At 58.9% G+C, this 25,845-nt stretch carries 22 protein-coding genes; 20 read left to right on the top strand and 2 right to left on the bottom strand.

Annotated features, from left to right (window positions below; all coding sequences use genetic code 11):
* The 5 genes from Q354_RS0118460 to Q354_RS0118440 all read left to right on the top strand — a co-directional run bounded on the left by Q354_RS0118460 (position 1) and on the right by Q354_RS0118440 (position 5,642).
* Positions 1-792, top strand: coding sequence for a YdcF family protein (locus Q354_RS0118460; protein WP_027858893.1), 792 nt, complete (start codon positions 1-3; stop codon positions 790-792).
* A complete protein-coding gene (gene recJ, locus Q354_RS0118455) occupies positions 785-2,518 on the top strand; it encodes a single-stranded-DNA-specific exonuclease RecJ (protein WP_156948420.1) in 1,734 nt (577 codons plus the stop codon). Before Q354_RS0118460 ends, recJ begins: the two co-directional genes overlap by 8 nt.
* A gap of 36 nt (positions 2,519-2,554) precedes the next feature.
* Positions 2,555-2,734 carry a hypothetical protein gene (locus Q354_RS0118450; protein ID WP_027858891.1) on the top strand — a complete coding sequence of 60 codons (180 nt, stop codon included), beginning with the start codon at positions 2,555-2,557 and terminating at the stop codon, positions 2,732-2,734.
* Complete coding sequence (gene nfo, locus Q354_RS0118445) at positions 2,734-3,597, top strand: deoxyribonuclease IV (RefSeq protein WP_027858890.1); 864 nt, start codon at positions 2,734-2,736, stop codon at positions 3,595-3,597. The genes Q354_RS0118450 and nfo overlap by 1 nt, the downstream gene beginning before the upstream one ends.
* Before the next feature lie 239 nt (positions 3,598-3,836).
* Positions 3,837-5,642 carry an EAL domain-containing protein gene (locus Q354_RS0118440; RefSeq protein ID WP_051560317.1) on the top strand — a complete coding sequence of 602 codons (1,806 nt, stop codon included), beginning with the start codon at positions 3,837-3,839 and terminating at the stop codon, positions 5,640-5,642.
* A gap of 3 nt (positions 5,643-5,645) precedes the next feature.
* Here Q354_RS0118440 and Q354_RS0118435 read toward each other — a convergent pair whose 3' ends face one another.
* Positions 5,646-7,388: a SulP family inorganic anion transporter gene (locus tag Q354_RS0118435; protein ID WP_027858888.1), complete on the bottom strand. Its 1,743-nt coding sequence runs from the start codon at positions 7,386-7,388 to the stop codon at positions 5,646-5,648.
* A 92-nt stretch (positions 7,389-7,480) separates the two neighbouring features.
* On the opposite strand from Q354_RS0118435, the gene Q354_RS0118430 reads away from it, so the two are divergent.
* The 7 genes from Q354_RS0118430 to Q354_RS27595 all read left to right on the top strand — a co-directional run bounded on the left by Q354_RS0118430 (position 7,481) and on the right by Q354_RS27595 (position 15,910).
* On the top strand, positions 7,481-8,113 hold the full coding sequence (locus Q354_RS0118430) for an NUDIX domain-containing protein (protein WP_027858887.1): 633 nt from the start codon (positions 7,481-7,483) through the stop codon (positions 8,111-8,113).
* Positions 8,114-8,215: 102 nt separating this feature from the next.
* Positions 8,216-8,656, top strand: a complete 441-nt coding sequence (locus Q354_RS0118425) for a DUF1249 domain-containing protein (RefSeq protein ID WP_027858886.1) — start codon at positions 8,216-8,218, stop codon at positions 8,654-8,656.
* A complete protein-coding gene (locus Q354_RS0118420) occupies positions 8,657-9,442 on the top strand; it encodes a metallophosphoesterase (RefSeq protein ID WP_027858885.1) in 786 nt (261 codons plus the stop codon).
* Positions 9,443-9,610: 168 nt separating this feature from the next.
* A complete protein-coding gene (locus Q354_RS0118415; protein ID WP_027858884.1) occupies positions 9,611-10,234 on the top strand; it encodes a YqiA/YcfP family alpha/beta fold hydrolase in 624 nt (207 codons plus the stop codon).
* A gap of 19 nt (positions 10,235-10,253) precedes the next feature.
* Entirely contained in the window at positions 10,254-12,152 is a 1,899-nt protein-coding gene (gene parE, locus Q354_RS0118410) for a DNA topoisomerase IV subunit B (RefSeq protein ID WP_027858883.1), read from the top strand.
* Between the two features lie 88 nt (positions 12,153-12,240).
* On the top strand, positions 12,241-14,505 hold the full coding sequence (parC, locus tag Q354_RS0118405; RefSeq protein ID WP_027858882.1) for a DNA topoisomerase IV subunit A: 2,265 nt from the start codon (positions 12,241-12,243) through the stop codon (positions 14,503-14,505).
* A gap of 193 nt (positions 14,506-14,698) precedes the next feature.
* The gene (locus Q354_RS27595; RefSeq protein WP_051560313.1) at positions 14,699-15,910 is read left to right on the top strand and encodes a GGDEF domain-containing protein; all 1,212 of its coding nucleotides are present in this window, start codon (positions 14,699-14,701) and stop codon (positions 15,908-15,910) included.
* A 12-nt stretch (positions 15,911-15,922) separates the two neighbouring features.
* On the opposite strand, the gene Q354_RS27590 is transcribed toward Q354_RS27595, so the two are convergent.
* Complete coding sequence (locus Q354_RS27590; protein ID WP_051560312.1) at positions 15,923-17,758, bottom strand: hypothetical protein; 1,836 nt, start codon at positions 17,756-17,758, stop codon at positions 15,923-15,925.
* Between the two features lie 363 nt (positions 17,759-18,121).
* Here Q354_RS27590 and Q354_RS0118390 point away from each other — a divergent pair, with 363 nt between their 5' ends.
* From Q354_RS0118390 to Q354_RS0118355, 8 genes are read left to right on the top strand one after another with little or no spacing between them, the layout of a single operon-like run.
* Positions 18,122-19,378: a glutamate-5-semialdehyde dehydrogenase gene (locus tag Q354_RS0118390; protein WP_027858881.1), complete on the top strand. Its 1,257-nt coding sequence runs from the start codon at positions 18,122-18,124 to the stop codon at positions 19,376-19,378.
* A gap of 8 nt (positions 19,379-19,386) precedes the next feature.
* On the top strand, positions 19,387-20,040 hold the full coding sequence (nadD, locus tag Q354_RS0118385; RefSeq protein ID WP_027858880.1) for a nicotinate-nucleotide adenylyltransferase: 654 nt from the start codon (positions 19,387-19,389) through the stop codon (positions 20,038-20,040).
* Between the two features lie 10 nt (positions 20,041-20,050).
* Positions 20,051-20,395: a ribosome silencing factor gene (rsfS, locus tag Q354_RS0118380; RefSeq protein ID WP_027858879.1), complete on the top strand. Its 345-nt coding sequence runs from the start codon at positions 20,051-20,053 to the stop codon at positions 20,393-20,395.
* Between the two features lie 3 nt (positions 20,396-20,398).
* Positions 20,399-20,866: a 23S rRNA (pseudouridine(1915)-N(3))-methyltransferase RlmH gene (gene rlmH, locus Q354_RS0118375; protein WP_027858878.1), complete on the top strand. Its 468-nt coding sequence runs from the start codon at positions 20,399-20,401 to the stop codon at positions 20,864-20,866.
* Between the two features lie 9 nt (positions 20,867-20,875).
* Positions 20,876-22,795: a penicillin-binding protein 2 gene (mrdA, locus tag Q354_RS0118370; RefSeq protein ID WP_027858877.1), complete on the top strand. Its 1,920-nt coding sequence runs from the start codon at positions 20,876-20,878 to the stop codon at positions 22,793-22,795.
* On the top strand, positions 22,792-23,934 hold the full coding sequence (gene rodA, locus Q354_RS0118365; RefSeq protein ID WP_027858876.1) for a rod shape-determining protein RodA: 1,143 nt from the start codon (positions 22,792-22,794) through the stop codon (positions 23,932-23,934). Before mrdA ends, rodA begins: the two co-directional genes overlap by 4 nt.
* A gap of 19 nt (positions 23,935-23,953) precedes the next feature.
* The gene (gene mltB / locus Q354_RS0118360) at positions 23,954-24,973 is read left to right on the top strand and encodes a lytic murein transglycosylase B (RefSeq protein ID WP_036230627.1); all 1,020 of its coding nucleotides are present in this window, start codon (positions 23,954-23,956) and stop codon (positions 24,971-24,973) included.
* Positions 24,970-25,788, top strand: a complete 819-nt coding sequence (locus tag Q354_RS0118355) for a septal ring lytic transglycosylase RlpA family protein (protein ID WP_027858874.1) — start codon at positions 24,970-24,972, stop codon at positions 25,786-25,788. Before mltB ends, Q354_RS0118355 begins: the two co-directional genes overlap by 4 nt.
* Positions 25,789-25,845: the final 57 nt, after the last annotated feature.

Here is a 25,845-nt window from a genome sequence, read left to right as displayed (position 1 = left end):
ATGGCCGATCTGTTCTTTATCGCCTCCAAATTGTTCTGGGCCCTTATCGCCCCGGAGCATTTCCTGATTTTGCTGTTGTTGATTGGCCTGCTCTGGCGGGGCTCAGTGATCGGACGCTGGTTGCTGGGGTTTAGCCTCTGCTGCCAGTTGCTGATTGCGGCGCTGCCTGTGGGTAATTATCTGCTGCGGCCACTGGAACAGCGTTTTCCACAGCCAGAGTTACCCACCGAGATCGGCGGCATTATTGTCCTGGGCGGTGGAGAAAATCCGGAGCTGAGTCAGAACTGGGGACAACCTCAGTTTAATGCTGCGGCTGAGCGGGTGATGGTGCTGCCGCAACTGATGCAGAAGTATCCACAGGCGCAGGTGATTTTCAGTGGTGGTTCCGGCCGCGTGTTGCGTCAGGATGTTAAAGGTGCAGATGGTGTAGGCCAGTGGTTGCGAGGGCTGCAGCTGGGCGAGCGGCTGACGCTGGAGCGTCAGTCGCGCAATACCCATGAGAACGCGGTGCTGAGTAAGCCACTGGCAGAGGATCTGGATAAACCCTGGCTGTTGATAACCTCGGCGTTTCATATGCCGCGTTCGGTGGGGATATTTCGTCAACAGGCCTGGCCGGTGATCCCGTACCCTGTGGATTATTACTCCACAGAGGGTGGCTACCGGCCGATCTACTGGCGCAATGCCCGTGACCTGAATATCGCCGTCAGGGAGTGGATCGGACTGACGGTCTACTACTTTACAGGCAAAACTAACCAGCTTTTACCGGCTGTGGAAAACACTACTGATGTCTGACCTGATCATAAATCGTCGTCCCCAACCCGATAGCAGCCTGCCGGTGTTCAGTCAGGTATCCGAAGTACTGGCGCGGGTCTATGCCAGTCGCGGCATCAGCGATCTGGAACAGCTGGGGCGTAACCTGAAAGAGTTGCTGCCGGATTCTGGCCTGAAGGGGATGGATGCGGCTGTCGAGCGCCTGATTGTGGCGCTGGAAAAGCGCGAATCGATCCTGATCGTCGGCGACTTCGACTGTGACGGTGCCACCAGCACGGCGGTGGCGATGCTGGGGCTGCGGATGCTGGGCGCGGCCCAGGTGGACTATCTGGTGCCGAATCGCTTTGAATACGGTTATGGCCTCAGTCCCGAGATTGTCGAGGTGGCGGCAACCCAGAATCCGCAGCTGCTGATTACGGTGGATAACGGCATCTCCAGTATCAGCGGCGTCGAGCGCGCCCATGCGCTGGGACTGGATGTGATCGTGACCGATCATCACCTGGCGGGCTCGGAGATTCCCGAAGCCTGCGCCATCGTCAATCCCAATCAGCCGGGCTGCGAGTTTATCGCCAAGTCCACCTGTGGCGTGGGTGTGATCTTCTATGTGCTGATCGCCCTGCGCCGGGCACTGGGTCAGCGTGGCTGGTTTGAAAAACAGGGCCTGGCGGTACCTAATCTGGCTGAATTGCTCGATCTGGTGGCACTGGGCACCGTGGCTGATGTGGTGCCGCTGGAGCAGAACAACCGCACCCTGGTCTATCAGGGACTGCAACGTATCCGCGCCGGTCGGGCCCGGCCCGGCATTCTGGCACTGATCGAAGTCTCGGGGCGGCATAAGGAGAAACTGGTCTCCACCGACCTGGGTTTTGCCCTGGCGCCCCGGCTCAATGCGGCGGGCCGGTTGGAGGATATGTCGATCGGTATCGAGTGCCTGCTGAGCGAGGACTACGACTACGCCCGCGATCTGGCCAATACCCTGGATGAGCTGAACAAGGAGCGTCGCTCCATCGAGCAGGAGATGCAGCAGCAGGCGCTGCAGTTGCTGGATCAGCTGCAGCTGGATGAACAGCAGCTGCCCTGGGGTCTGTGCCTGTTCGACGAGGGCTGGCACCAGGGGGTGATCGGGATCCTCGCTTCGCGCATCAAGGACCGGGTACACCGTCCAGTGATTGCCTTCGCTCCGGGTGAGAATGGCGAGATCAAGGGCTCGGCCCGCTCGATCAGCGGTTTCCACGTGCGCGATGGCCTCGATGCCGTGGCGGCAAAGCATCCCGGTCTGATCAGTAAGTTCGGTGGCCATGCCATGGCGGCGGGTCTTTCGTTTCCGGCGGAGAGCTTTAAGGCCTTCTGCGAGGCGTTCGACAACGAAGTGAAACGCCAGCTCAGCGAGGCTGACCTGCAGCAGCAGATTCTGACGGATGGTGAACTCAACGCCAACCAGATCAATATCCGTCTGGCGGAAGAGCTGCGCGAGGGCGGCCCCTGGGGACAGCAGTTCCCGGCACCGCTGTTCGACGGTGAGTTCGCCCTGCTGCAACAGAGAATTGTCGGTCAGCGCCACTTGAAGATGGTGCTGATGGACCCCACATCCGGTCTGGCACTGGATGCGATCTACTTTAACTGCGACACCCAGCTGTGGCCGAACGAAGGCATCAGCCGGGTGCGGGTCGTCTATCGACTGGATATCAATGAATTTCGCGGGCAGCGCAACGTTCAGTTGCTGGTCGAACAGCTGCTGCCCCGTTAACCGCCGCAAGGCGTCTGAACCTTTAGTGGAGAAACCATGAACGATTTTACTCTGGAAGAACTGACTGCTCTGGTAAACGTATTTGAACGTGCGCAGATCGCTGATGATGCGGTAGAAGCGGATCTGTTCAAGCGTATTACCGCGGCTCACGCCGAGCGTCAGGAGCTGGAAAGCATGGACTTCGATGACTGCCTGGGCGGAGCGTGCAAGCTGTAATGAGTCAGCTGCCCTATTACGTCGGTGCCCATGTCAGTGCCGCCGGTGGTGTCGAGAATGCACCGCTGAATGCGAAACGCCTGGGTGCTAATGCCTTTGCGCTGTTCACCAAGAACCAGCGCCGCTGGGAAGCCAAGCCGCTGACCAGCCGCAATATCAAGGCGTTCAAGGAAAATTGCGCCCGGCTGGGTTTTGAGTCGGCGCAGATCCTGCCCCACGACAGCTACCTGATTAACCTGGGTCATCCGGAAGCGGAGCCGCTGGAGAAATCGCGTCACGCCTTTATCGACGAGATGCAGCGTTGTGAGCAGCTGGGTCTGAGCCTGCTCAACTTCCATCCCGGCAGCCACCTGCGCAAGATCCCTGAAGCTGAATGCCTGGCAAAGATCGCCGAATCGATCAACCTGGCATTGGCAGCGACCAGTGGCGTCTGTGCGGTGATTGAAAACACCGCCGGGCAGGGTAGCAACCTCGGCTTCAGCTTCGAGCAGCTGGCAGCGATTATCGACCAGGTGAACGATAAGTCCCGCGTTGGCGTCTGCATCGATACCTGCCATATGTTCGCTGCCGGTTACGATATCCGTACCCAGGAAAGCTGCCGTGAGGTGTTTGCGCAATTCGAGCAGATCGTTGGCTTCCAGTACCTGCGCGCTATGCACCTCAACGACTCCAAGGGCGGCCTCGGCTCCAAGCTGGACCGCCACCACTCCCTTGGCGAAGGCGAGATCGGCTATGAGGTATTCCGCTTTATCATGCAGGACGACCGCTTCCGCGGCATCCCGCTGGTACTGGAAACCATCGACGAATCGATCTGGGCCGACGAGATCCAGCTGCTGCGCGCTTACAGCGCCGAAGTCGCCTGACCTGTTCAGGGTGTCCAAGCGGGTACCCTGAATGCTTTCCCGATCATTTCCTTCCGCTTACCGCTTACCGCTTACCGCTTACCGCTTACCGCTTACCGCTTACCGCTTACCGCTCTAAGCTCGTAGCTCGTAGCTCGTAGCTCGTAGCTCGTAGCTCGTATTTTATTACTGATCGTTCACCTGTTTGTCACAGTCAGAAATTAGTCTGATCCGATTAGGGAATTGGAAGAGAAAATCTAATGTCTGTTGCTCAGAGTGCTATCGAGCGTAATTTTGAAATGCAGTTGCGTGAGATCTTGCAAACAGAGGCGTTGCTACCCCATTTCCAGCCGATCGTTGATCTGCGGCGTGGCGATATTATCGGCTACGAAGCGCTGATTCGCGGGCCCGTTGGCTCACCGCTGGAGATGCCGGGGCCATTGTTTAATGCGGCGATCGAAGCTGGCTTACAGAATCCGCTGGAACTGCTCTGCCGCAAGCGCTCGCTGGAGGAGTTTGCCGAGCAGAAAATTGGCCATAAGTTGTTTCTGAATATCAGCGCTTCACTGCTGGGTACGCCCGAGCATCAGGAAGGTTTTACCGCTGAGCTGCTGCAACAGCTGGGGATCCCGCTGGAGAATATCGTTATCGAGATCTCCGAGCAGCATCCGTTCGATCATCATGGTCTCAGTCGTGAGGCGGTCGAGCATTACCGGGATATGGGCTTCAAGATCGCTATTGATGATCTGGGTACCGGCTATTCGGGACTGAAACTCTGGTCTGAGCTGCGGCCGGATTACGTTAAGATCGATCGTCACTTTGTCTCCGGCATCGACCGCGATCCGGTGAAGCATGAGTTTGTCCGCTCTATCTGTAATATCGGCCAGGCGATGCAATGCCAGGTGATCGCCGAAGGGATCGAGCATGCCGAAGAGCTGAAAACCCTGAAAAAGCTGGGGATCGCTATCGGTCAGGGCTTCTATCTGGGTTATCCACAGCCAAAACCAGAGACTCCCTACGATAAGTCCCGCGTTATCCTCGAATACAAAGAGCGTGCCCCCTCGGCAGGCATCAGCATGAGTGAAACCGCCTACTCGCTACTGCGTCCGGCACCGGCGGTCGCGCCTGACAGCCGGGTGACCGATGTCAGCGAGTTGCTGCATGAACACCCGGAATTGTCGGCAATCCCGGTACTGAAAGATGGCAAGCCGGTCGGCGTGGTGCGCCGGGCCGAGTTGTTTGAGCGGTTTTCTACCCAGTTTGGCCGCGCCCTCTATGAGTTCAAGCCGGTCGATAAACTGCTGAGCCGCGATGTGCTGATTGTGGAAAGCGATCTGTCGCTGGAGAAGGTTTCGCAGATGCTGACCGAGCGGGAGGACTTCAACCTGCAGCAGGATATGGTGATCGTGCAGGACGGCTGTTACTTGGGGATGGGCAACGTACGTGACCTGCTGAAGCGGATCACCGACCTGAAGATCCGCAATGCACGCTATTCCAATCCGCTGACGTTACTGCCGGGGAACGTACCGATCAACCGCGAGATCGATGCGTTGCTGCGCCAGACGGTGGATTTCCGGGTGGCCTACTTCGATCTCAACCAGTTCAAGCCCTTCAACGACTGTTATGGCTATTCCAAGGGGGATGAGGTGATTCGCCTGCTGGGTGACCTGCTCAGCCAGGTGGCGGGCAGTGACACAAACTTTGTCGGCCATGTTGGCGGGGATGACTTCGTGGTGCTGTTCCGCAGCCGGGACTGGCACCAGCAGTGTGAGGCGATCATTGCGGCATTTGATGAGCAGGCACGTCACTTCTACAGCCCGCGGGATCTGGAACAGGAAGGGATCTGGGCTTCAGACCGTAAGGGAGAGCGTACCTTCTTCCCGCTGCTGGGACTGGCTGTCGGGGTGGTTCATCCTGATCCCTACAAATGCACCAGCTACCATGAGGTGGCGGAACTGGCGGCGATGGCGAAAAAAGAGGCGAAGAAAAGCCACAGCAGTTGCCTGTTCATCTCCCGTCGCCGCCGCATTGTGGCGTCGCTGCTGCAGCAGAATAACCGCGTCTGAGCTTCAGGCCGGATGGGCAGCTGGCGGATTGGCTGCCAGGCTGCGCATCGCCTCATCGGTGGTGAAAAACACCTGTCCCGGTGCCAGCTCCTGCAGCAGTTCGGTGTTTTTCAGCTGGTCCATCACCGGCCCCTTCACCTCCGCCAGGTGCAGCCGTACCTGCTGGTTACGCAGTTTGATAATCAGGTTTTCCAGCGTCTCCAGGGCGCTGGCATCGATAAAGTTTACCGCGCTGCAGATCAATACCACATGACGCAGATGCGGGGCCGCCGCGCACTGCTGCAGGATAAAGCTCTCGACATAACGGGTATTGGCAAAATAGAGGCTTTCATCCACCCGCAGCGCCAGAGTGTCATTCAGCGTCGAGACCTGATGGCGGGCGATATTGCGAAAATGCTCACTTTCGCCGACCCGGCCGACGATGGCGATATGGGGCTGACTGGCGCGGTAGATCAGCAGCAGGATTGAACTGCCGATCCCCAGCAGGATGCCAAGCTCCACCCCTAATACCAGCACCAGTGTAAATGTCAGGGCCAGGGTCAGGGCGTCGGCCTTATTGAACTGCCAGCATTTGCGGATACCGCTCAGGTCGATCAGCGGCAGCACCGCCATAATCACGATGGCCCCCAGCACCGCTTTCGGCAGATAGTAAAACAGCGGTGTCAGCCAGAGCAGGGTAACCGCCACCAGCAGGGCCGAGATCAGCGAGGCGATGGTGGTCTGGGCACCGGCGCTGTGATTGACCATCGAGCGCCCGAGGCCGCCGGCAACGGCGAAGGTACCGCTGAACGCAGCCCCCAGGTTGGCCGCCCCCAGCGCCAGTAGCTCCTGGTTAGGGTTAATCCGCTCCTGCCGCTTACTGGCCAGTGCCGTACCGACCGAGACGCTTTCGAGAAATCCCACCAGTGCGATCAGCAACGCGGGCAGTGCCAGTACCTGCCAGGTTGACGGGTCGATCAGGCCGAAGCTGATTGAGGGCAGGCCCTCGGGGATCAATCCCACGGTGCTGACCGCCAGGGACTGGTCGAGCTCCCCGAGCCAGACCACCAGGGTGCCGGCGACGACGGCAAACATCGGGCCGGCCTTACTCAATGGCTGGCTGATAGCCTGCGGCCAGCGACACTCTTGCAACACTTTCGCCAGGGGCTTTTTGCTCCACCAGAGAACGGCAATAGCGCCGCAGCCAACCAGCAGTGACGCGATATTGAGCTGGTCGAGCTGTTGTAACATGGAGGTCAGTGCCGGCAGGAACTCGCCCTCTGGCGGGCGTGGCAATCCGAGAATATGGCGTAGCTGGCTGATGGCGATCACCACGGCGGCAGCGCTGGTAAAACCGGTAATCACCGAATGGCTGATAAAGTTAACGATATCCCCCAGCCGCAGCAGCCTCAGCAGCAGCAGGAAACCTGCGCAGAGCAGGGAGAGATTGACGGCATAGCGGATATACTCAGAGCTGGTCTGCAGCTGTAGCTGGCCCAGGCTGGAGGCGACCATCAGAGAGGCGATCGCTACCGGGCCCACCGCCAGTGAGCGGCTGCTGCCCAGCAGGGCATAGAGCAACAGCGGTAAGATAGCGCAATAGAGGCCATACTCGGCCGGCATGCCCGCCAGCATGGCATAGGCCATCCCCTGCGGGATCAACATGATCGCTACGACGACGCCAGCGATCAGGTCGCTGACAAAGGTTTCGCGGTTATAGGCTTGCAGCCACTGGCTGAGGGGCAGGCGGTTGAGCAGGGAGAGCATGGTGCAATCTGTCTTTAAGTTTTGTAATAAGCATATATCAATATGAAATATGTTGCCTGTGAGTATTATTCATGTGCAGAGAGGGGATCCCGATGAGTGAAGGCTGGACACCGTTCTACGATCAGCGCCATGTTGAGGTTACCGACCGGGATACGGTCTATGATGGCTTCTTTAAACTGCAGCAGCTGCGACTGCGCTACACCACCTTTGCCGGTGGCGATATGGAGATTACCCGGGAGCTGTTCTATCGCGACGATGCAGTCTGCGTCCTGCTGTATGATCCGCGCCTGGATGAGGTGGTGATGATTGAGCAGTTCCGCATCGGCACCCTGGACCACCCACACAGCCCCTGGTTACTGGAGCTGGTGGCGGGCATCGTCGAACGCGGTGAGAGCGCAGCAGACGTGGCACACCGCGAGGCGGCAGAGGAGGCGGGTGCTGAATTGCAGGCGCTGATACCGATCAGCCGCTACAGCGTCAGTCCGGGCGGCAGTCGCGAGTATATTGATCTGTTCTGTGCCTGTGTCGATGCCTCGGTGATCAGCGGCGATCATGGCCTGGCCGAAGAAGGTGAGGATATCCGGGTACATCGCATCCCGGTGCAGCAGGCGTTTCAGTTGGTCCGCTGCGGCCGGATCGATAACGCCGCCTCGATTATTGCCCTGCAGTGGCTGCAGCTCAATTTCGACACTGTCAAAGCTGAATTTCTCAAGTTACAGAGCTGACAACCAGTCCTGGGTTTTTGACTTGCTGATCAATAAGCTACAATAGCCCCATCGATTAACCGCGCCACAAAAGTACAGCAGAGGACCTATGGTTCAGCAGCGATGAAACGCAAATACGTACCCGACCTGACCCGGCAGACAGCGCAATGCGAGGCGAATTACGCCCGCATGCTGAAGCTATTGCCCGATATTGATGATTGCGGCGAGCGCGATTTCCACGTGCGCTGGCAGCAGCATCAGACGGTCGTGCGGCTGTCGGTGGAGGAGCGTTTCAAGTACACCACAACGGTGCGCCTCAGCTATCAGCATGATGGCCAGTCGCCGTGGCTGGAAGCGCCGGCATTGCTGATCCGGCTCTACCATGATGCCCGGGTGGCTGAAGTGGTCTGCCTGCAGCGCTCGCAGCTTTCCGGCGTCTATCCCTACCCCAATCGGGAGATGCACCAGCCGGATGAGAAGCTGCAGCTGAACGAATACCTCGGCGAATGGCTGGGCCATTGCCTCGACCGCGGCCATCATCCTGATCCGGTCTATGTCAGCTGAATGATGCGTGACTATTGCCTGATCCAGCTGACCGATCTGCACCTGCAGCCCGATCCCGCGGCCCTGTTACACGGCGTTAATACCGAGCAACGACTGCAGCAGGCTCTGGCATCGCTGGCCGGTACTGAAGCCGATGCCCTGGTGCTGACCGGTGACCTGGCCCATATCGGCAACGTTGCCGCCTATAACCGCCTGATTGATTACCTGAGTCCTGTAACGTGCCCCGCCTACTGGTTGCCGGGCAACCATGACGATGCCGCGCTGATGCAGCAGCTGGCGACAGGTTCGTTACGCCAGAAGCAATTTCGCCTCGGCAACTGGCAGATCCTGCTGCTGGATACTACCGCCGAGCCGGACGGTGTCGGCGGCGGCGAGATGGCAGCAGGGGAGCTGGCGTGGCTGCAACAGCAGCTGGCACAGGCCGAGCAGGACAGCAGCATCGATCACCTGCTGCTGGCGATGCACCATCATCCCGTGCCAGTGGGCAGCGCCTGGCAGGACCGGATTATGCTGCGCAATGCCGGCCCGTTCTGGCAACAGGCCGAACAGAGCCGCAAGCTGCGGGCGGTGATCTTTGGTCATGTTCATCAGGATAACCAGCTGCAGCACCAGAGTGTGGCGCTGTATTCGTCGCCGTCGGTGGCAGCCCAGTTCGAACCCCGCTGTGAGCAGTTCACCCTTGGCCCGGAAGGCCCTGGCTACTGTTGTTACCGGTTGAGTGCCGATGGCCGTGTCGAGCGCCGGCTGGTGCGCTTAACGGAACTGGCGCAAGCGCCAGCCGGTTGAGGCCGGGATCAGCCATAATCGGTACTGCGCTTGCACCGGTCAGGAGCCTCCGGTACCTTTCTCAGGGGCATTTGCGACCTCAGACAGATCATCCCGTTTTGAGTCCCCGCAACCGAATATAAGCGGGGAGACCCTCCGCTGTCCCGATTACTGGCAGGAAGAGTCCGGATGAAGGAACCCGTATATATTTACGTGCACGGCTTTAACAGCTCGCCGGCATCCATTAAGGCGCAGATCTTCAAACGCGAGATTGTCCAGCGCAGCGCGGCCCGGGTAGAGGTCCCGGCGCTGTCTAACTGGCCCGCCGAAGCGATACAGACCCTGCGCCAGCTTGTGGAGCAGTTTCAGCGGCAGCCGGTGGTATTGATCGGCAGTTCACTGGGCGGCTATTACAGCACCTGGCTGGCCGAACACTATGATAATGTGCGGGCGGTGCTGGTTAATCCGGCGGTCAGGCCCTACGCCCTGCTTGAGGAGTGGCTGGGCGAGAATGAAAACCTCTATACCCACGAACGTTACGAGCTGACCCGCGATCACCTGCAGCAGCTGATCGAGCTGGATTGCGCTGAACTGCGTGATCCGGAGCGCTATCTGCTGCTGACCCAGACCGGGGATGAAACCCTCGATTACCGCGAGGCGGTGGCCAAGTTCGCCGCCTCGCCGCAGTTTATCCAGCCCGGCGGCAGCCATGGCTTTGATCGCTTTGAGGATCTGATCCCGGCAATCGAGGCCTTTGCCGAGGGCCGGATCGAACTGCCCGCTGCGACACCTTTACCCCTGTCATCCAGATAGCTACAGGAACCACCGCGAGATGACAAAGCAATATAATGCTGACTCAATAGAAGTACTTAGTGGTCTGGAGCCGGTCCGTCGCCGCCCAGGCATGTATACCGAAACCGACCGCCCGAACCACCTGGCCCAGGAAGTCATCGATAACTCGGTGGATGAGGCACTGGCCGGTCATGCGCGCCAGATCGATATTATCCTCAACAAGGATAACTCCCTGTCGGTCACCGATGATGGCCGTGGGATGCCGGTGGATATCCATCCGGAGCAGGGTGTCTCCGGGGTCGAACTGATCCTCACCAAGCTGCATGCCGGCGGTAAGTTTAACAACGACAACTACAGCTACTCCGGCGGTCTGCACGGGGTAGGTGTGTCGGTGGTGAACGCCCTCTCCAAGATGCTCGAAGTGACGGTGCGCCGTGATGGAAAGGTATGGCGGATCGCTTTTGCCGATGGCGACAAGATCGCCGATCTGGAGGTCATCGACAGCTGCGGCAAGCGCAATACCGGTACTACGGTGCGCTTTTTGCCCGATGCCTCCTATTTTGATTCGCCCAAGTTCAGTGTCACCCGGCTGAAGCATAACCTGCGTGCCAAGGCGGTGCTCTGCCCGGGGCTGAAGATGACCTTTACCGACCTCAGCGGCGCCAAGCGGGAAAAAGAGGAGTGGTACTACGAGGATGGCCTGACCGATTACCTCAAGGGTGCCACTCAGGTATTTGAAACCCTGCCGGCGGAGCCGTTTACCGGGTCGCTACAGGGCGAGGAGGATGCGGTCGAGTGGGCGTTGCAATGGCTGCCGGATGGCGGTGAGATGATCTGCGAAAGCTACGTCAACCTGATCCCGACGGCCCAGGGCGGTACCCATGTAAACGGCCTGCGTACCGGCCTGTTGGAAGCGATGCGCGAGTTCTGTGAGTTCCGCAACCTGCTGCCGCGTGGCGTCAAGCTGTCGGCGGACGATGTCTGGGACAAGTGCTGCTATGTGCTGTCGGCCAAGATGCGCGATCCGCAGTTTGCCGGCCAGACCAAGGAGCGTCTCTCCTCGCGTCAGATTGCCGCCTTTATCTCCGGCACCATCAAGGATGCCTTCTCGCTGTGGCTGAACCGTCATGTGGAGGAGGGCGAGCGGATCGCCGAGATGGTGATCAGCAACGCCCAGAAACGTATCCGCTCCAACAAAAAGGTGGTGCGTAAGAAGGTCACGCAGGGCCCCGCCCTGCCAGGTAAGCTGGCCGACTGTTCCGGCGGTGATACCGCACAGTCGGAACTGTTTCTGGTGGAAGGGGACTCGGCGGGCGGCTCTGCCAAGCAGGCCCGCGATCGTGAGTTTCAGGCGATCATGCCGCTGCGCGGCAAGATCCTGAACTCCTGGGAAGTAGAGGCCGGAGAGGTCCTGGGTTCTCAGGAGATACACGATATTTCGGTGGCGATCGGCGTTGAACCGGGGGCCGATAATCTGGATGGCCTGCGTTACGGCAAGATCTGTATCCTCGCCGATGCGGACTCCGACGGTGCCCATATTGCCACCCTGCTGTGTGCATTGTTTGTGCGTCACTTCCGTAATCTGGTGGCGGCCGGTCATGTTTATGTGGCGATGCCGCCGTTGTACCGGATCGATGTGGCGAAAGAGGTGTTCTACGCCCTGGACGATGCCGAGCGCGATGGCACTATTGAGCGCATCCGTGCCGAACGCAAGAACGCCAGGATCGGTGTCCAGCGCTTTAAGGGACTGGGTGAGATGAACCCGCTGCAGCTGCGCGAAACCACTATGGCGCCGGATACCCGCCGTCTGGTGCAGCTGACCATCGAGCCGGGCGACGATACCAATGAGACTATGGATATGCTGCTGGCGAAGAAGCGCTCGGCAGACCGCAAGAGCTGGCTCGAAGGTAAGGGTAACCTGGCCGATATCGGCCTCTGAGATGGCATCTGTGGCTGCGGCGGGTTGAGTCTGCTGATTCCCCGTCGACAGCCGTAACTGAGCGACACAGGCAAACAACAAGGTTGTTATGAGCATACAATCGACCTTCGATGACGGCGTAGAGAAGCTGTCACTGAGAGACTTTTCCGAGAAGGCGTATCTGGACTACTCCATGTACGTCATCCTCGACCGTGCCCTGCCGAATATCGGCGATGGCATGAAACCGGTACAGCGCCGCATCGTCTACGCGATGTCCGAGCTGGGGCTGAAGGCCAGCGCCAAGTACAAGAAATCCGCCCGTACCGTGGGTGACGTACTGGGTAAATTCCATCCCCATGGCGACAGCGCCTGTTACGAGGCGATGGTGCTGATGGCACAGCCGTTCAGCTACCGCTATCCGCTGGTGGATGGCCAGGGGAACTGGGGCGCGCCGGATGATCCCAAGTCCTTCGCCGCGATGCGATATACCGAGGCCCGCCTGGCACCCTATTCTGAGCTGATGCTGCGTGAAGTCGGTCTGGGCACCGTAGACTGGGTACCGAACTTCGACGGTACCCTGGATGAGCCGGCGGTACTGCCGGCGCGGGTGCCCAATGTACTGCTGAACGGCGGTACCGGTATCGCTGTCGGTATGGCGACCGATATCCCACCGCATAACCTGCGTGAAGTGGTCGGGGCTTGTGTCCATCTGCTGGATAACCCGGATGCCACGCTGGAACAGCTGGTGGAGTTTGTGCCGGGGCCGGATATGCCGACCCGGGCCGAGATTATTACCCCGCGTCAGGACCTGCTGAAACTCTACAGCACCGGCCGGGGTTCGCTGAAGATGCGGGCCATCTACGATAAGGAGCAGGGCGAGATCGTGATCCGCGAACTGCCGTATCAGGTCTCCGGTGCCAAGATCCTGGAGCAGATCGCCGCCCAGATGCAGCAGAAGAAGCTGCCGATGGTCAGCGACCTGCGTGACGAATCGGACCATGAAAATCCGACCCGGCTGGTGATCGTACCGCGCTCGAATCGTATTGATACCGAGCAGCTGATGGCGCACCTGTTTGCCACCACCGATCTTGAACGCAGCTACCGCGTCAATATGAACATGATCGGCGTCGATGGCCGGCCGGAAGTGAAGGATCTGCGCCAGATCCTGACCGAGTGGCTGGGTTGGCGTACCGGCGTGGTGCGCCGCCGTCTGCAGCATCGTCTGGAGAAAGTTGAAGATCGGCTGCACATCCTCGAAGGTCTGATGACCGCTTACCTCAATATCGATGAGGTGATCGCCATCATCCGTTATGAGGATGAGCCGAAGCAGGAGCTGATGAAGCGCTTTGACCTCAGCGAACGCCAGGCCGATGCGATTCTCGACCTCAAGCTGCGTCACCTGGCCAAGCTGGAAGAGTTTAAGATCCGCGGCGAGCAGGATGAGCTGGAAGCGGAACGTAAATCCCTGCAGGAAGTCCTGGGTTCCGAAAAGCTGATGCGTCAGCTGATCAAGCAGGAGCTGCAGGAGGATGCGGAGAAGTACGGCGATGAGCGGCGCTCGCCGCTGGAAGAGCGCAGTGAATCCCAGGCCTTCAGCGAGAAAGATCTGCTGTCGGCCGATCCGGTCACGGTGGTGATCTCCAAGCAGGGCTGGATTCGCGCCGCCAAAGGCCATGATATCGATGCCGGCGGCCTGAGCTACAAGTCCGGTGACGGCTTTAAGCTGGCCTGTCCGGGACGGATGAATCAGGCCACCATACTGCTCGACTCCACCGGACGCAGCTATACGCTGGATACCCATACTCTGCCATCCGCGCGCGGACAGGGAGAGCCGGTGACCGGTAAGATTACCCTGCCGAAAGGGGCTACGGTGGACAGTGCCGTCAATGCCCGTGAGGGCGATAAGGTGTTGCTGGCCTCTGACGCCGGCTACGGCTTTATTACTACTGTGGCGGACCTGAGCAGCAAGACCAAGAACGGCAAAGCCGCCCTGACCCTGCCGAAAGGCGCGGAAGTCCTGCCTGCCGAGGTGCTGGACCAGGTGGAGGGAGGCCTGCTGGCCGCCGTCACCAATGAGGGCCGGATGCTGGTGTTCCCGCTGGCGGAGCTGCCGCAACTGGCACGGGGTAAGGGGAATAAGATTATCAATATCCCATCCGCCCGGTCCGCGGCCCGTGAGGAGCTGGTGCTGGCGCTGAAGGTACTGCAGGAGGGGGATACCCTGATGGTGCATGCCGGCAAACAGCACCTGAAGCTGAAAGGGGCCGAACTGGAGCATTACCGTGGTGAGCGTGGCCGCCGGGGGAACAAGCTGCCACGCGGCTACCAGCGGGTAGACCGGCTTGAAGTCATCAGTGAAGCCGCTGTCGAATAGTGAACTAAAAGGCTAGGTGGACTATAAGAAAAAGGGGTCTGTTTCAGACTCCTTGTTGATTCTCAGTCAGGAACAGGCGTGTTTTAATTACAGTTCATTAATTAAACGCTTGTTTAACCATTCCCTGCATGCTGCCGGGCTGCGGTGTTTTTTTGCGACTTTTATCTCATGGATTTTGAGGGCGATGGTTTGCATGGAACAGCATCCTAAAAAGAATCGCTACAGTCGACGCATCGTCGTCTATGCCATCAGTGTCAGTTGTGTGATCCTGCTGTTTATTCTGGGGCAGCTGTTGCATCTCAAGCATCTCCACAGCAGCTGGCGCCAGTTTGGTAGCGAAGCCCATGCCCGCAGCATCATCCTGGCCGACCTTAACCGGGCTATTGGCTACGGTGGCCTGATACACAACTTTAAGAACTACCTGCTGCGGCGCGAGGACAAGCTGTTGCCTCTGCTGCAGCAAAATCATGATGACTTTCTGCATGCCATGCAACGCTACCGCCAGTTGCCGCTGCAATCGCGCGAAAGGCGGGCGTTGGATCAGGTTCAGGCGGTGATCTCTGCCTATAGCCGCCATGTGGAGATTATCCAGCGTAGCGATCTTCCGTTGCCACGGCTGGACCTGCTGGACCAGCTGGTCAGAATTGATGATCAGCCCGCACTGCGCGCGCTGCAGCAGCTGCAGGATCACAACAGTCGATTTGTGCGCCATCATCAGGTGCTGCTCGACCGGCAGATCCGCAACAGCCTGCTGTTCTTACTCAGTGGCCTGATCCTGATGCCGGTGGTGCTCTGGGCGGCCTGGCGCTACAACGGCCTGATCAGTCACCTGCTGCAGGCACGGCTAGAAAATAACCGGGTGCGACAGGCGCTGAATGACTCCCATCGACAGGAAGAGGCGCTGAAGCAGATGGCGTTCCAGTGCCCTTTGACCGGGGTCGCCAACCGGGCGGCATTTGAACGTCACTTTGACGCAGCGGTGGAGAGCGCCATTGCCCGGGATAAGCATATCGCCCTTTTGTTTATAGATCTGGATGACTTCAAGCTGATCAATGACCGCTTTGGCCACGATATAGGTGACAAGGTGCTGGTGGCTGTCGCAGAAAGATTGAGTTCGGTATTACGTGAGGGCGATCAGGTTGCCCGTATCGGCGGAGACGAGTTCGCTATGCTGGCGCTGGATATCGATAATAGTGAGCAGTTCAATGCACTGGCTATGCGCCTGTATCAGGCGGTGGGAGAGCCTTTCGCCTGCCTGCCGGAGGAGGTGGATATCAGTTGCTCTGTCGGTGGGGCACTGTTCCCTGAACAGGGCCGTTCGCTGGAAGCGTTGCTTAAGGTGGCAGATGCCAATATGTACCGCATTAAACGCAGTGGTAAGCGTGGCATGATGATAACCGTCTGACAGCCGCTGCGTTCAGTTCAGCTTCATCTTCGTCAATAGGTGATTGGCCTGTTTCTGCAACAGCTCCTGATAGCGCTTGGTTACTCTCAGCAGTAATACCTTGTCTTCATCTTCGCGCCGGATATCGGCATCTTTCAGGATCGCCTGCTTCAGTTCCGGCGCTTCGGTCAGGGCCGTGTGACTGATCAGTTCGTTGCTCTGGGTGGTGCGGGTCAGGAACCGGGCTTCCTCCAGCAACAGTGACAGTTTGGCTGCGCTGCCGCGTACCAGAGACATATGCAGATTCATCACCGGCTGGAAAGCCCGGATACGGCTCTGGTTAAAGGCTTTGTAAAGCAGGATAAACAGCTCGGCGGCACAGATGGCGTTGATTCCGTGCTCATCGCCCTCCAGCGGCTGTGCGAAACTCAGCTGGATATTGCTGTCATTCAGTAACAATGCCTCGCCACCGTATATCGATGCCACCTGACCGGCGAGGTACTGGTAGTTACGCAGCAGCTGGGCCCTTTCCTCATCGTCAGCATATTCTGCATGTGCGCTGGTGGTGTCGATATAGAACAGGTAGGCGGCTTCCTCCGGCGGCAGGATCAGTTCCAGCTCCTGCTCGAAAGAGTACAGCGGCAGCTGGGTCTCTTCGCGGCGGGCGACCAGCGGATTCTTGCTTTTCAGCGCCGGGCCGGCGTCGGCGGCCGGTAGGGGCTGGCCCGCAGCGCTGCCGGTGGCAGGGGCTTCGGCCTGCGAACTGTCGGTTACATCTTTCACTGGGCTGGCCGGTGACCGGTTGACCGGGCGAAGTATCGCCACGCTGGCCGGGGGCGTCTCCTCGTCCAGTTCAATCTCTTCCGCGATAATTGCCTGGTCAGGATCATCGGTATGAGCCTGACGGCTGTGCAGGTTCGGCGTGGCGGTGCTCTCTTCGGGACGCAGCAGGTCAACCAGCGTGTCGGTTTCCAGTGTCGGCTCGCGGCGCTCCGGCCGGGGCTCAGACTGGTGTTCTGGGCGGTGTTCCGGCTGTTGCTCTGATCGGGGGGCGGAAGCCGGTTCGGCAGTGCTATCTGCAGCCTGCTCCGCTGCGGCCTTCAGTGCAGGTGTTATTTCAGGCTGGGCTGGCGCAGCAACCGGTGGCGCGGGCGCTTTCGCCGGCGCAGGCTTGTCATAGGGACGGGGAGCCGCTGGGGTGCTGGCCTCAGGTTTTATCGCCTGAGTCTGATCCAGTATCGGAGGCTGCGCCTGCTCACGGGTCTCTGCCTGCAGCAATTGCTCGAACTGCTTACTGTAATCGATGCTGTCCGATGTCTGCGGGGTATCTTCAGTACTCTCGTGGCCTTCCGCTTCTTTGGGGTGGCTGCGGTTACGCCCGGACAGTGAAATTGTCATCAGCACGGCGCTGCTGATTGCCAGGGCCAGCACCAGAACCTGGATCAGCAGCTCCTGCAGGCTTTTCTTCTGCGGCGCCGTGTTGAGCCAGAGCTTCAGGGTGCCGATCGATTCCTCCTGCTGCAGCAGGGTACGGCGCAGCTCAAGTCCGGTCTGCTCACCGGCGCGGGCGATGACGGCACCTTTGCCATCGCTGAGCTGCAGGCCAGCCACATAGTCCAGCTGACTCAGCTCGTTGAGCAGGTAGTTGAGGCTGATGCGATCATTGGACAGCAGGGAGGGACGGATCAGCAGGGTAGTCTGCCGGGCCAGCGCCTGCCCCAGTTGTTGTGTCGACTTCTCTGCCTGGCGTTCGCTGGCCAGAAAGAGGTAGCCGCCGGCCAGCACCAGACTGAGCAGCAGTACGGCCGTGACTGAAAACAGCAGACTGCGGTTTCGGCGTTGACGGTTTTCGTTGGGCTTTAGTGACACAGCAATACTTCGTAGTTGGGCGCAAAATAGCCGAATAATAACAGCACTGGGCTACAGGGGTGAATCCATCCGGGCTATGTTTTCGCCTCCTGTGGCCGAATCAGGGAGTTAACCGCTGCCAGTAGCGATGACCGATGCCCATCAGACAGGTATAATGCAGGCGGAATCTCTGGTAAAGGTGCAGACCTGACTTTTTCCCTCCGGGCTGGTATATCCGGCCGGAAGCTGGGAAACACGCGCTGGCTGCCTGACCTCCTCTGTAATCGCGTAGCTCCGATGGCTGGTATCAGGCCGATCGGAAGCCGCCGTATCTGCAGGGTTGACGGAGTTTCTATTGAACCTATCTGGACTATCAGGTGAGGCATGAACGTAGAACAATATATGATCGAGCTGGGACAGCAGGCCCGCGCCGCGTCACGCTCGACGGCTAAAGCAGACTCAGGCGCGAAGAACCGTGCCTTGCTGGCAATGGCTGACGCCATCGACAGCAGCCGCGATACGCTGCGTGCTGCCAATGCCAAAGACCTTGAAAATGGCCGTGCAAACGGTCTGGACGATGCCATGCTGGATCGTCTGGAACTGACCGATGCGCGTATCGATACCATGATTGAAGGCCTGCGCCAGGTTGCTGCGCTGCCCGATCCGGTGGGTGCCATTACGGACATGAACTACCGCCCCAGCGGTATCCAGATCGGTAAAATGCGTGTGCCCCTCGGGGTCATCGGCATCATCTATGAATCGCGTCCCAATGTAACTGTTGAAGCGGCCAGCCTGTGCCTGAAGTCGGGTAATGCGACGATCCTGCGCGGCGGCTCCGAGGCGATCAATTCCAACCAGGCGGTCGCCGCCTGCATCCGTGCCGGACTCCGGGCCGCTGGCCTGCCGGAAGACGCGGTGCAGGTGGTGGAGACCATCGACCGTGCTGCCGTTGGCCAGCTGATCACCATGCCGGAATATGTCGACGTGATTGTACCGCGGGGCGGCAAGGGCCTGATCGAGCGTATCAGCCGCGATGCCAAGGTCACCGTGATCAAGCACCTGGACGGTATCTGCCATGTCTATATCGATTCCGATGCGGATCTGGCGAAGGCGGTGAATGTTGCGATCAATGCCAAGACTCACCGCTACGGTACCTGCAACACCATGGAGACGCTGCTGGTGAACCAGCAGGTTGCTGCGGAAGTGTTGCCTCAGCTGGCTGAAGGTTATAACAGCGCCGGTGTCGAGCTGCGGGGCTGTGAGCGCACGCTGACTGTGCTGCCGTCGATTAAGGCGGCGACCGAAGAGGACTGGTCAACCGAATACCTGGCACCGGTACTGTCGGTTAAAGTCGTGGACGATATGGATGAGGCGATCAGCCATATTAATCAGTATGGCTCCCACCATACCGATGCCATCATCACTGAGAACTACAGCAAATCCCGCGCTTTCCTGCGTGAGGTGGATTCCAGTTCGGTGATGGTGAATGCCTCGACCCGCTTTGCCGATGGCTTTGAGTACGGACTGGGTGCCGAAATCGGTATCTCTACTGACAAGATCCATGCCCGTGGCCCGGTCGGCCTCGATGGACTGACGTCTGAAAAGTACGTGGTTCTGGGCGACGGTCATATCCGCCAGTAAGGATGTCGATGACTCAACAGGCATTCGCCTTTATGGGCGGGACTTTTGATCCTGTCCATAATGGCCATCTGAGAACCGCGCTGGAGATCCAGCAGTGGCTGGGAGTGGATCGGGTTTGCCTGATTCCCTCGAAAATGCCGGTACACCGCGATGAGCCGGGTTGCACTTCTGAACAGCGGTTGGCGATGGTGCAGGCCGCAGTGCAGGATGAACCCTCTCTGGCCGCAGATGATTGCGAGATTGCATCACGACAGCCCTCCTACAGCGTGCTGACCCTGCAGTCTCTGCGTCAGCGGCTGGGAGACGATCTGCCGCTGTGTATGATTATGGGGATGGATGCCTATCTGGGCCTGCATCGCTGGCATCAGTGGCAACAGATACCGGAACTGGCACACATTATTGTTGTCTCCCGTCCGGGGTATCAGTTTGAGCCCAATGCGGAGATGGCTGAATTTACCGCCCGGCACCGGGCAGAAACAAAGGATCAGCTGCTGGACCGCCCCTGCGGCCAGGTGCTGATACATGAACTAACCCCTCTGGGTATCTCTGCCACTCAGGTCAGGAAACAGGTGGCACGCGGCGAATCGCCACGTTACCTGCTACCTGATCCGGTCTGGCACTATATCCGGCTTCACCGTTTATACGGTTATCAATCCAACTGAAACGAGCAGAATGCAGACTGAACAGATAATTACTCTGGTGCACACCGCACTGGAAGATATGAAAGCGAAGGATGTTGTAGAACTCGACGTGGAAGGAAAGTCCAGCGTGACCGATGTCATGATCATCGCCAGCGGTACTTCCCGGCGTCATGTGATGTCTATCGCTGACGAAGTGATCGAGAAATCCAAGCACAATGGCATGCAGCCGCTGGGCAGCGAAGGCCAGGACGTTGGCGACTGGGTACTGGTGGATCTGGGCGCTGTGGTTGTCCATGTGATGATGCCGGATGCCCGCAGCTTCTACGACCTGGAGCGCCTGTGGCGCTTCGATGCTGACACAGCACAGGGCAAGTAACTGATGCGGGTACGCCTGATCGCTATTGGTGGCAAGATGCCAGGCTGGGTGACCGATGGCTACAACGAGTATGCCAGGCGATTGCCATCCGATTTCCAGCTGGAGCTGATCGAGCTGCCGCTGGGACACCGGGGTAAAAGCAGCGATCCCGCCCGGGCCAAGAAGCAGGAAGGGGACCAGATGCTGGCCGCGATCCCTAAGGGAGATAAGGTGATTGCGCTGGAGGTGGGCGGCAAAAGCTGGTCCACCGGGCAGCTGGCCGATCAGGTGGAAGCCTGGCGTATGGATGGCCGCAATATCTCTCTGCTGGTGGGCGGGCCTGATGGCCTGGATGCCCGCTGTGTCGCGGCGGCTGACCAGAAATGGTCGCTGTCAGCGCTGACCCTGCCCCATCCGCTGGTGCGGGTTTTGCTCGCCGAACAGCTCTATCGCGCCTGGACGGTGATCCAGGGGCATCCCTACCATAAATAGGGACCCGCAATGGCCGCCGAACGTCTAAAGGATCATTCTCAGGAGAGCCGCACTTTCAGTATCCGCGCTGTGATCGCATTTGTGCTTGTGATCATGCTGATGGGGGGACTGATCGGGCGCTATTACTACCTGCAGGTGACGGAGCATAGTAAGTATGCCTCCTTGTCGGACAAGAACCGAGTGCAGCTGCAGCCGGTAGCCCCGACCCGGGGACTGATCTATGACGCCAACGGCGTTCTGCTGGCCGATAACCGGCCCAGCTACAGTGTCACCGTGCTCAAGGAGCAGATGAGGGATCTGGACGGTACCCTGCTTAAACTGCGGGAAATTATCGATATCAGTGACCGGCAGGTCGAGCGATTCCGCAAACGCCTGCGCCAGCGTCGCCGCCCCTTTGAAACGGTGCCGGTCAAGTTCCGCCTGACCCAGGAGGAAATTGCCCGTATCTTCGTCAACTACCACCGCCTTCCGGGGGTGCAGGTCGAAGCAGATCTGATTCGCTACTACCCCTACGGTAAATCGCTGGTGCATGCCCTGGGCTATGTGGGGCGGATAAACCAGCGCGAGTTACAGAAAGTGGATGCCACCAACTATGCCGATACCCACTATATCGGCAAGCTGGGGATCGAAAAATACTATGAAGAGATGCTGCATGGCAGTGTCGGCTTTCAGCAGGTAGAGACCAATGCCCGTGGCCGGGTGATGAAGGTGCTGGAAAGCTCGCCGCCGGTGCCGGGGCAGGATCTCGAACTGCATCTGGATATGCGCTTACAGCGGATTACGGAGAAACTGGTGGAAGGGCGCCGTGCCTCGGTGGTGGCTATCGATCCTAAAACCGGTGGTATTAAGGCACTGGTGTCGACACCGGGTTACGATCCAAACCTGTTTGTAACCGGTATCTCCAATACCGATTACGCCGCGTTGCGTGAATCGGAAGACCTGCCGTTATTTAACCGTGCGCTGCGCGGACGATATCCGCCGGCCTCCACGGTGAAGCCGATTATCGCCCTGGCGGCGATGGACAGTGGCACTGTCTCTCCTGCCTATACCGTCCATGATCCCGGGTTCTATACCCTGACAAGGGGCGGACGACGCTACCGTGACTGGAAGCGCTATGGACATGGCAAAGTGAATCTCGACCTGGCCCTGGCCCAGTCCTGTGACACCTGGTTCTACAGTGTGGGGCATAAGATGGGGATCGATCCCATGTCTGACTACCTTGGCCGCTTTGGCTTTGGCCAGGTGACCAGTCTCGATCTGCCGGAGGCTCTGCCCGCCATACTGCCGTCTCGTCAGTGGAAGAAAGCCACGCGTAAACGCCCCTGGTATCCGGGCGACTCAATCAACCTGAGTATTGGACAGGGCTTCCTGGTGGCCACGCCGCTGCAGCTGGCGACGGCAACCGCAGTGATTGCTAACCGCGGTAAATGGGTGCGGCCGACCATGCTGAAGGGAATCCGTTCTGTCGATGCCAATGGAGAGCCGGTACTGATACCGCCGGATATCAGTGAAGCGCGTCCGCTGCCTGCCGACATCGAGGTGAATAACCCGGCCTACTGGGACCACATTATCGATGGCATGGCCAGCGTAATGCACGGCCCGCGAGGAACGGCGCGGAAGTCGGCCCAGGGAGCACAGTACCGGATCGCCGGTAAGACCGGTACCGCTCAGGTAGTGGGGATCAAGCAGGATGAAAAGTATGACGCCGAGGCGCTGGAAGAGCGGCATCGCGACCATGCGCTGTTTGTCGCCTTTGCACCGATCGACGATCCCAAGATCGCCCTGGCGGTGATAGTGGAGAATGGCGGCGGCGGTTCAAGTACGGCCGCCCCGGTCGCGCGTCAGGTGATGGATGCCTACCTGCTGGGCCTGGATCCGACCACGGCTGACCGGGCCATTTATGAAGACCTGGAGATTGCGCTGCAATGAGTGTCGGAGAGTTTCGCCGCCATATGCCGGAGGCCCACGATTCGCTGCGACGTCGCAGCAGCTGGTGGAGCCATACCCATCTTGATATCTGGTTGCTGCTGATGCTGGCACTGCTGTGCGGCTTCGGGCTGGTGATTCTGTACAGTGCTTCCGGGCAGGATATGGGCTACGTCAGCCGCCAGGCGATCCGTATGGGGGCGGGCTTCTTTGTACTGGTAGTGCTGGCTCAGCTGAGCCCGCGTTTCCTGGCGCGCTGGGCTCCCTGGCTCTACGGAATCGGTCTGGCTCTGCTGCTGGCGGTATTACTGTTTGGTGTTGGCGCCAAGGGCGCACAGCGCTGGATTGCCTTGCCGGGCTTCCGCTTCCAGCCTTCGGAGATTATGAAGCTGGTGCTGCCGATGACCATCGCCTGGTACCTGGCCAGCCGGCCGTTACCGCCATCCCTGAAGCACACCCTTATCTCCCTGCTGATGGTGGCCATCCCGACCGTCATGATCATGAAACAGCCGGACCTGGGCACCAGCTTGCTGATCGCCGCTTCGGGGATCTTTGTCCTGCTGTTTTCCGGTATCCGCTGGCGCTATATCTTCGGTGCCCTGGCGGTCGCAGGGGCTGCACTGCCAGGTCTCTGGGCGGTGATGAAGGACTATCAGAAACAGCGTGTGCTGACCTTCCTCGATCCGGAAAGCGACCCGCTGGGATCCGGCTGGAACATCATTCAGTCGAAGATTGCTATCGGTTCCGGCGGTGTGACCGGTAAAGGCTGGCTGGACGGTACCCAGTCCCAGCTCGACTTCCTGCCGGAATCCCATACCGATTTTATTATTGCCGTGATCGCCGAAGAGCTGGGACTGACCGGTGTTGTCTTACTGTTGTTGCTCTATCTCTGTATTATCGCCAGAGGCCTGCTGATTGCCGCACAGGCGCAGGATGGCTTCGGCCGTCTGCTGGCCGGCAGTGTGATACTGACCTTTTTTGTTTATGTGTTGGTCAACATGGGGATGGTCAGCGGGCTGTTGCCGGTGGTCGGGGTGCCTTTACCGATGGTGAGCTACGGCGGTACCTCAATCGTCACACTGATGGCCGGGTTTGGAATTTTAATGTCGGTCCGTAGTCACAGAGCCATGTTGTTGCGCTAGTTATAGGGATGGAAGCGGCATGAGACCAATATTCAGAAAGATTTTATCGTTACTGGCGCTGAGTAGCGCCGTGGTGGTTCAGAGCAGCTGCGCTGCAATGGACAGTCATGACAAGGGATACTCAGCCCATCCTTCGGCCCAGGGGCTTATAGATGAACTGGTGGCCGAGGGCTTCGAGGCTGCCCAGGTGAAGGACACCCTGGCCCGTGCGAAGCGTCAGGAAAGTATCCTCAGGGCGATGTCGCGTCCGGCGGAAAAACGCCTGGACTGGGGCGGCTACAGTAAGATCTTCCTGCAACCGAAACGGATAGAGCGGGGCGCGCTGTTCTGGCAGCAGAATGCTGAAACCCTGGCCCGGGCCGAGAAAACCTACGGCGTACCGGCTGAGGTGATTGTCGCGATCATCGGCGTGGAAACCCACTTTGGCCGTATTATGGGGAATTATCGGGTGCTGGATGCCCTGGCGACCCTGGGATTCGATTATCCGCGCCGTGCCGAGTTCTTCCGCGAGCAGCTGAAACAGTATTTTATACTGGCCCGGGATGAGCAGCTGGATATGCTGGCGGTGAAAGGCTCCTATGCCGGTGCGATGGGCTATGGCCAGTTTATCCCTTCCAGCTATAAGAACTTCGCCGTTGATTTTGATGCTGACGGCCAGCGCGACCTGCTTGGCAACACCACCGATGCGATTGGCAGCGTGGCAAACTATTTTGCCAGCCATGGCTGGAAAACCGGTGAAGCGGTTGTGTCTGCCGCGTTATTGCAGCAGCCGGTGGATAAGGCGCTGATTAATGCCGGACTGAAGCCGGAACTGACCCTGCAGCAGTGGGCGGAGAAGGGCGTACTGCCTGCCGAGGAATTTGCGCCAGACCAGAAGGCGACACTGATCCGGCTGAAATCCGGCGAAGAACAGCAGTTTCTGCTGGGATTAAATAATTTCTATGTAATTACCCGTTATAACCGCAGCAGGTTATACGCGATGGCTGTGCATCAGCTGAGCAGGGAGATACGGGCTGCCTACGATTCGAGACGTCCATGAGAGCAATCGTTGTTGTACTGACTTTAATCTGGCTTGCCGGCTGCTCAAGTAAGGGTGGTAACGGGCGCTACAGCGTAGAGAATGACTATGGCCCGGATCAGCCGGTGGATGTATCCCATGTGAAGGATGCGGTACCCCGGGTTGAGCCGAAAAGCCGTGGCGGCAACCCGGCCTCCTACCATGTGCTGGGCAAGACCTACTATGTGAAGGCCAGCGCCAGTGGTTATCAGGAGCAGGGACATGCCTCCTGGTACGGCAAGAAGTTTCACGGTCATAAAACCTCCAATGGCGAGGTTTATGATATGTACAAAATGACTGCGGCGCATAAAACCCTGCCGTTGCCGACCTATGTGCGGGTGACCAATCAGGGCAATGGCCGGCAGGTGGTGGTGCGGGTCAATGATCGCGGACCTTTCCATCCCGGCCGGATTATCGATCTGTCCTACGCCGCGGCTTCCAAGCTGGGTATGCTGGGAGCCGGTACTGCCAGGGTCAAGGTTGAGGCGATCGATCCGCGAAGTTGGCAAAAAACCAGTCAGGTACTGGCGGCAGCTGAAGTGCCGGTCAGGGATGTCAGCGGGCAGTACCTGCAGGTGGGAGCGTACGCTTCGCGCCGCTCAGCGGAGCAGGTACAGGAAAAACTGCAGGGCGTCGCGGAAGGGCTTTCTGTGGTGATCCGGCCGGTACTGAGAGGCAGTCAGAAACTACATCGGGTGCAACTCGGACCACTGGCCAGTGATCAGCAGGTGCGGCGGATGCAGTCGCGTCTGGGCGCTGCCGGCTTCCCTGAAGCCCGGTTAGTGGACTTACACTGAGGGGTTAAGTAGAGTTGGCCTTTGGCCAGTCAAACGCCGGTTTTGTTTACAACTGAA

Origin of the sequence: Marinobacterium jannaschii DSM 6295 (assembly GCF_000620085.1) — a bacterium.
Taxonomy (GTDB): domain Bacteria; phylum Pseudomonadota; class Gammaproteobacteria; order Pseudomonadales; family Balneatricaceae; genus Pontibacterium; species Pontibacterium jannaschii.
Note: the sequence above shows the minus strand (reverse complement) of the source record. Positions and strands in the feature narration are given on the sequence as shown.

Excerpts from the sequence above, each read along its gene's own strand:
- Q354_RS0118460 (WP_027858893.1), top strand. The coding sequence starts at position 1 with ATGGCCGATCTGTTCTTTATCGCCTCCAAATTGTTCTGGGCCCTTATC.
- recJ (WP_156948420.1), top strand. The coding sequence starts at position 785 with ATGTCTGACCTGATCATAAATCGTCGTCCCCAACCCGATAGCAGCCTG.
- Q354_RS0118450 (WP_027858891.1), top strand. The coding sequence starts at position 2,555 with ATGAACGATTTTACTCTGGAAGAACTGACTGCTCTGGTAAACGTATTT.
- nfo (WP_027858890.1), top strand. The coding sequence starts at position 2,734 with ATGAGTCAGCTGCCCTATTACGTCGGTGCCCATGTCAGTGCCGCCGGT.
- Q354_RS0118440 (WP_051560317.1), top strand. The coding sequence starts at position 3,837 with ATGTCTGTTGCTCAGAGTGCTATCGAGCGTAATTTTGAAATGCAGTTG.
- Q354_RS0118435 (WP_027858888.1), bottom strand. The coding sequence starts at position 7,388 with ATGCTCTCCCTGCTCAACCGCCTGCCCCTCAGCCAGTGGCTGCAAGCC.
- Q354_RS0118430 (WP_027858887.1), top strand. The coding sequence starts at position 7,481 with ATGAGTGAAGGCTGGACACCGTTCTACGATCAGCGCCATGTTGAGGTT.
- Q354_RS0118425 (WP_027858886.1), top strand. The coding sequence starts at position 8,216 with ATGAAACGCAAATACGTACCCGACCTGACCCGGCAGACAGCGCAATGC.
- Q354_RS0118420 (WP_027858885.1), top strand. The coding sequence starts at position 8,657 with ATGATGCGTGACTATTGCCTGATCCAGCTGACCGATCTGCACCTGCAG.
- Q354_RS0118415 (WP_027858884.1), top strand. The coding sequence starts at position 9,611 with ATGAAGGAACCCGTATATATTTACGTGCACGGCTTTAACAGCTCGCCG.
- parE (WP_027858883.1), top strand. The coding sequence starts at position 10,254 with ATGACAAAGCAATATAATGCTGACTCAATAGAAGTACTTAGTGGTCTG.
- parC (WP_027858882.1), top strand. The coding sequence starts at position 12,241 with ATGAGCATACAATCGACCTTCGATGACGGCGTAGAGAAGCTGTCACTG.
- Q354_RS27595 (WP_051560313.1), top strand. The coding sequence starts at position 14,699 with ATGGAACAGCATCCTAAAAAGAATCGCTACAGTCGACGCATCGTCGTC.
- Q354_RS0118390 (WP_027858881.1), top strand. The coding sequence starts at position 18,122 with ATGAACGTAGAACAATATATGATCGAGCTGGGACAGCAGGCCCGCGCC.
- nadD (WP_027858880.1), top strand. The coding sequence starts at position 19,387 with ATGACTCAACAGGCATTCGCCTTTATGGGCGGGACTTTTGATCCTGTC.
- rsfS (WP_027858879.1), top strand. The coding sequence starts at position 20,051 with ATGCAGACTGAACAGATAATTACTCTGGTGCACACCGCACTGGAAGAT.
- rlmH (WP_027858878.1), top strand. The coding sequence starts at position 20,399 with ATGCGGGTACGCCTGATCGCTATTGGTGGCAAGATGCCAGGCTGGGTG.
- mrdA (WP_027858877.1), top strand. The coding sequence starts at position 20,876 with ATGGCCGCCGAACGTCTAAAGGATCATTCTCAGGAGAGCCGCACTTTC.
- rodA (WP_027858876.1), top strand. The coding sequence starts at position 22,792 with ATGAGTGTCGGAGAGTTTCGCCGCCATATGCCGGAGGCCCACGATTCG.
- mltB (WP_036230627.1), top strand. The coding sequence starts at position 23,954 with ATGAGACCAATATTCAGAAAGATTTTATCGTTACTGGCGCTGAGTAGC.
- Q354_RS0118355 (WP_027858874.1), top strand. The coding sequence starts at position 24,970 with ATGAGAGCAATCGTTGTTGTACTGACTTTAATCTGGCTTGCCGGCTGC.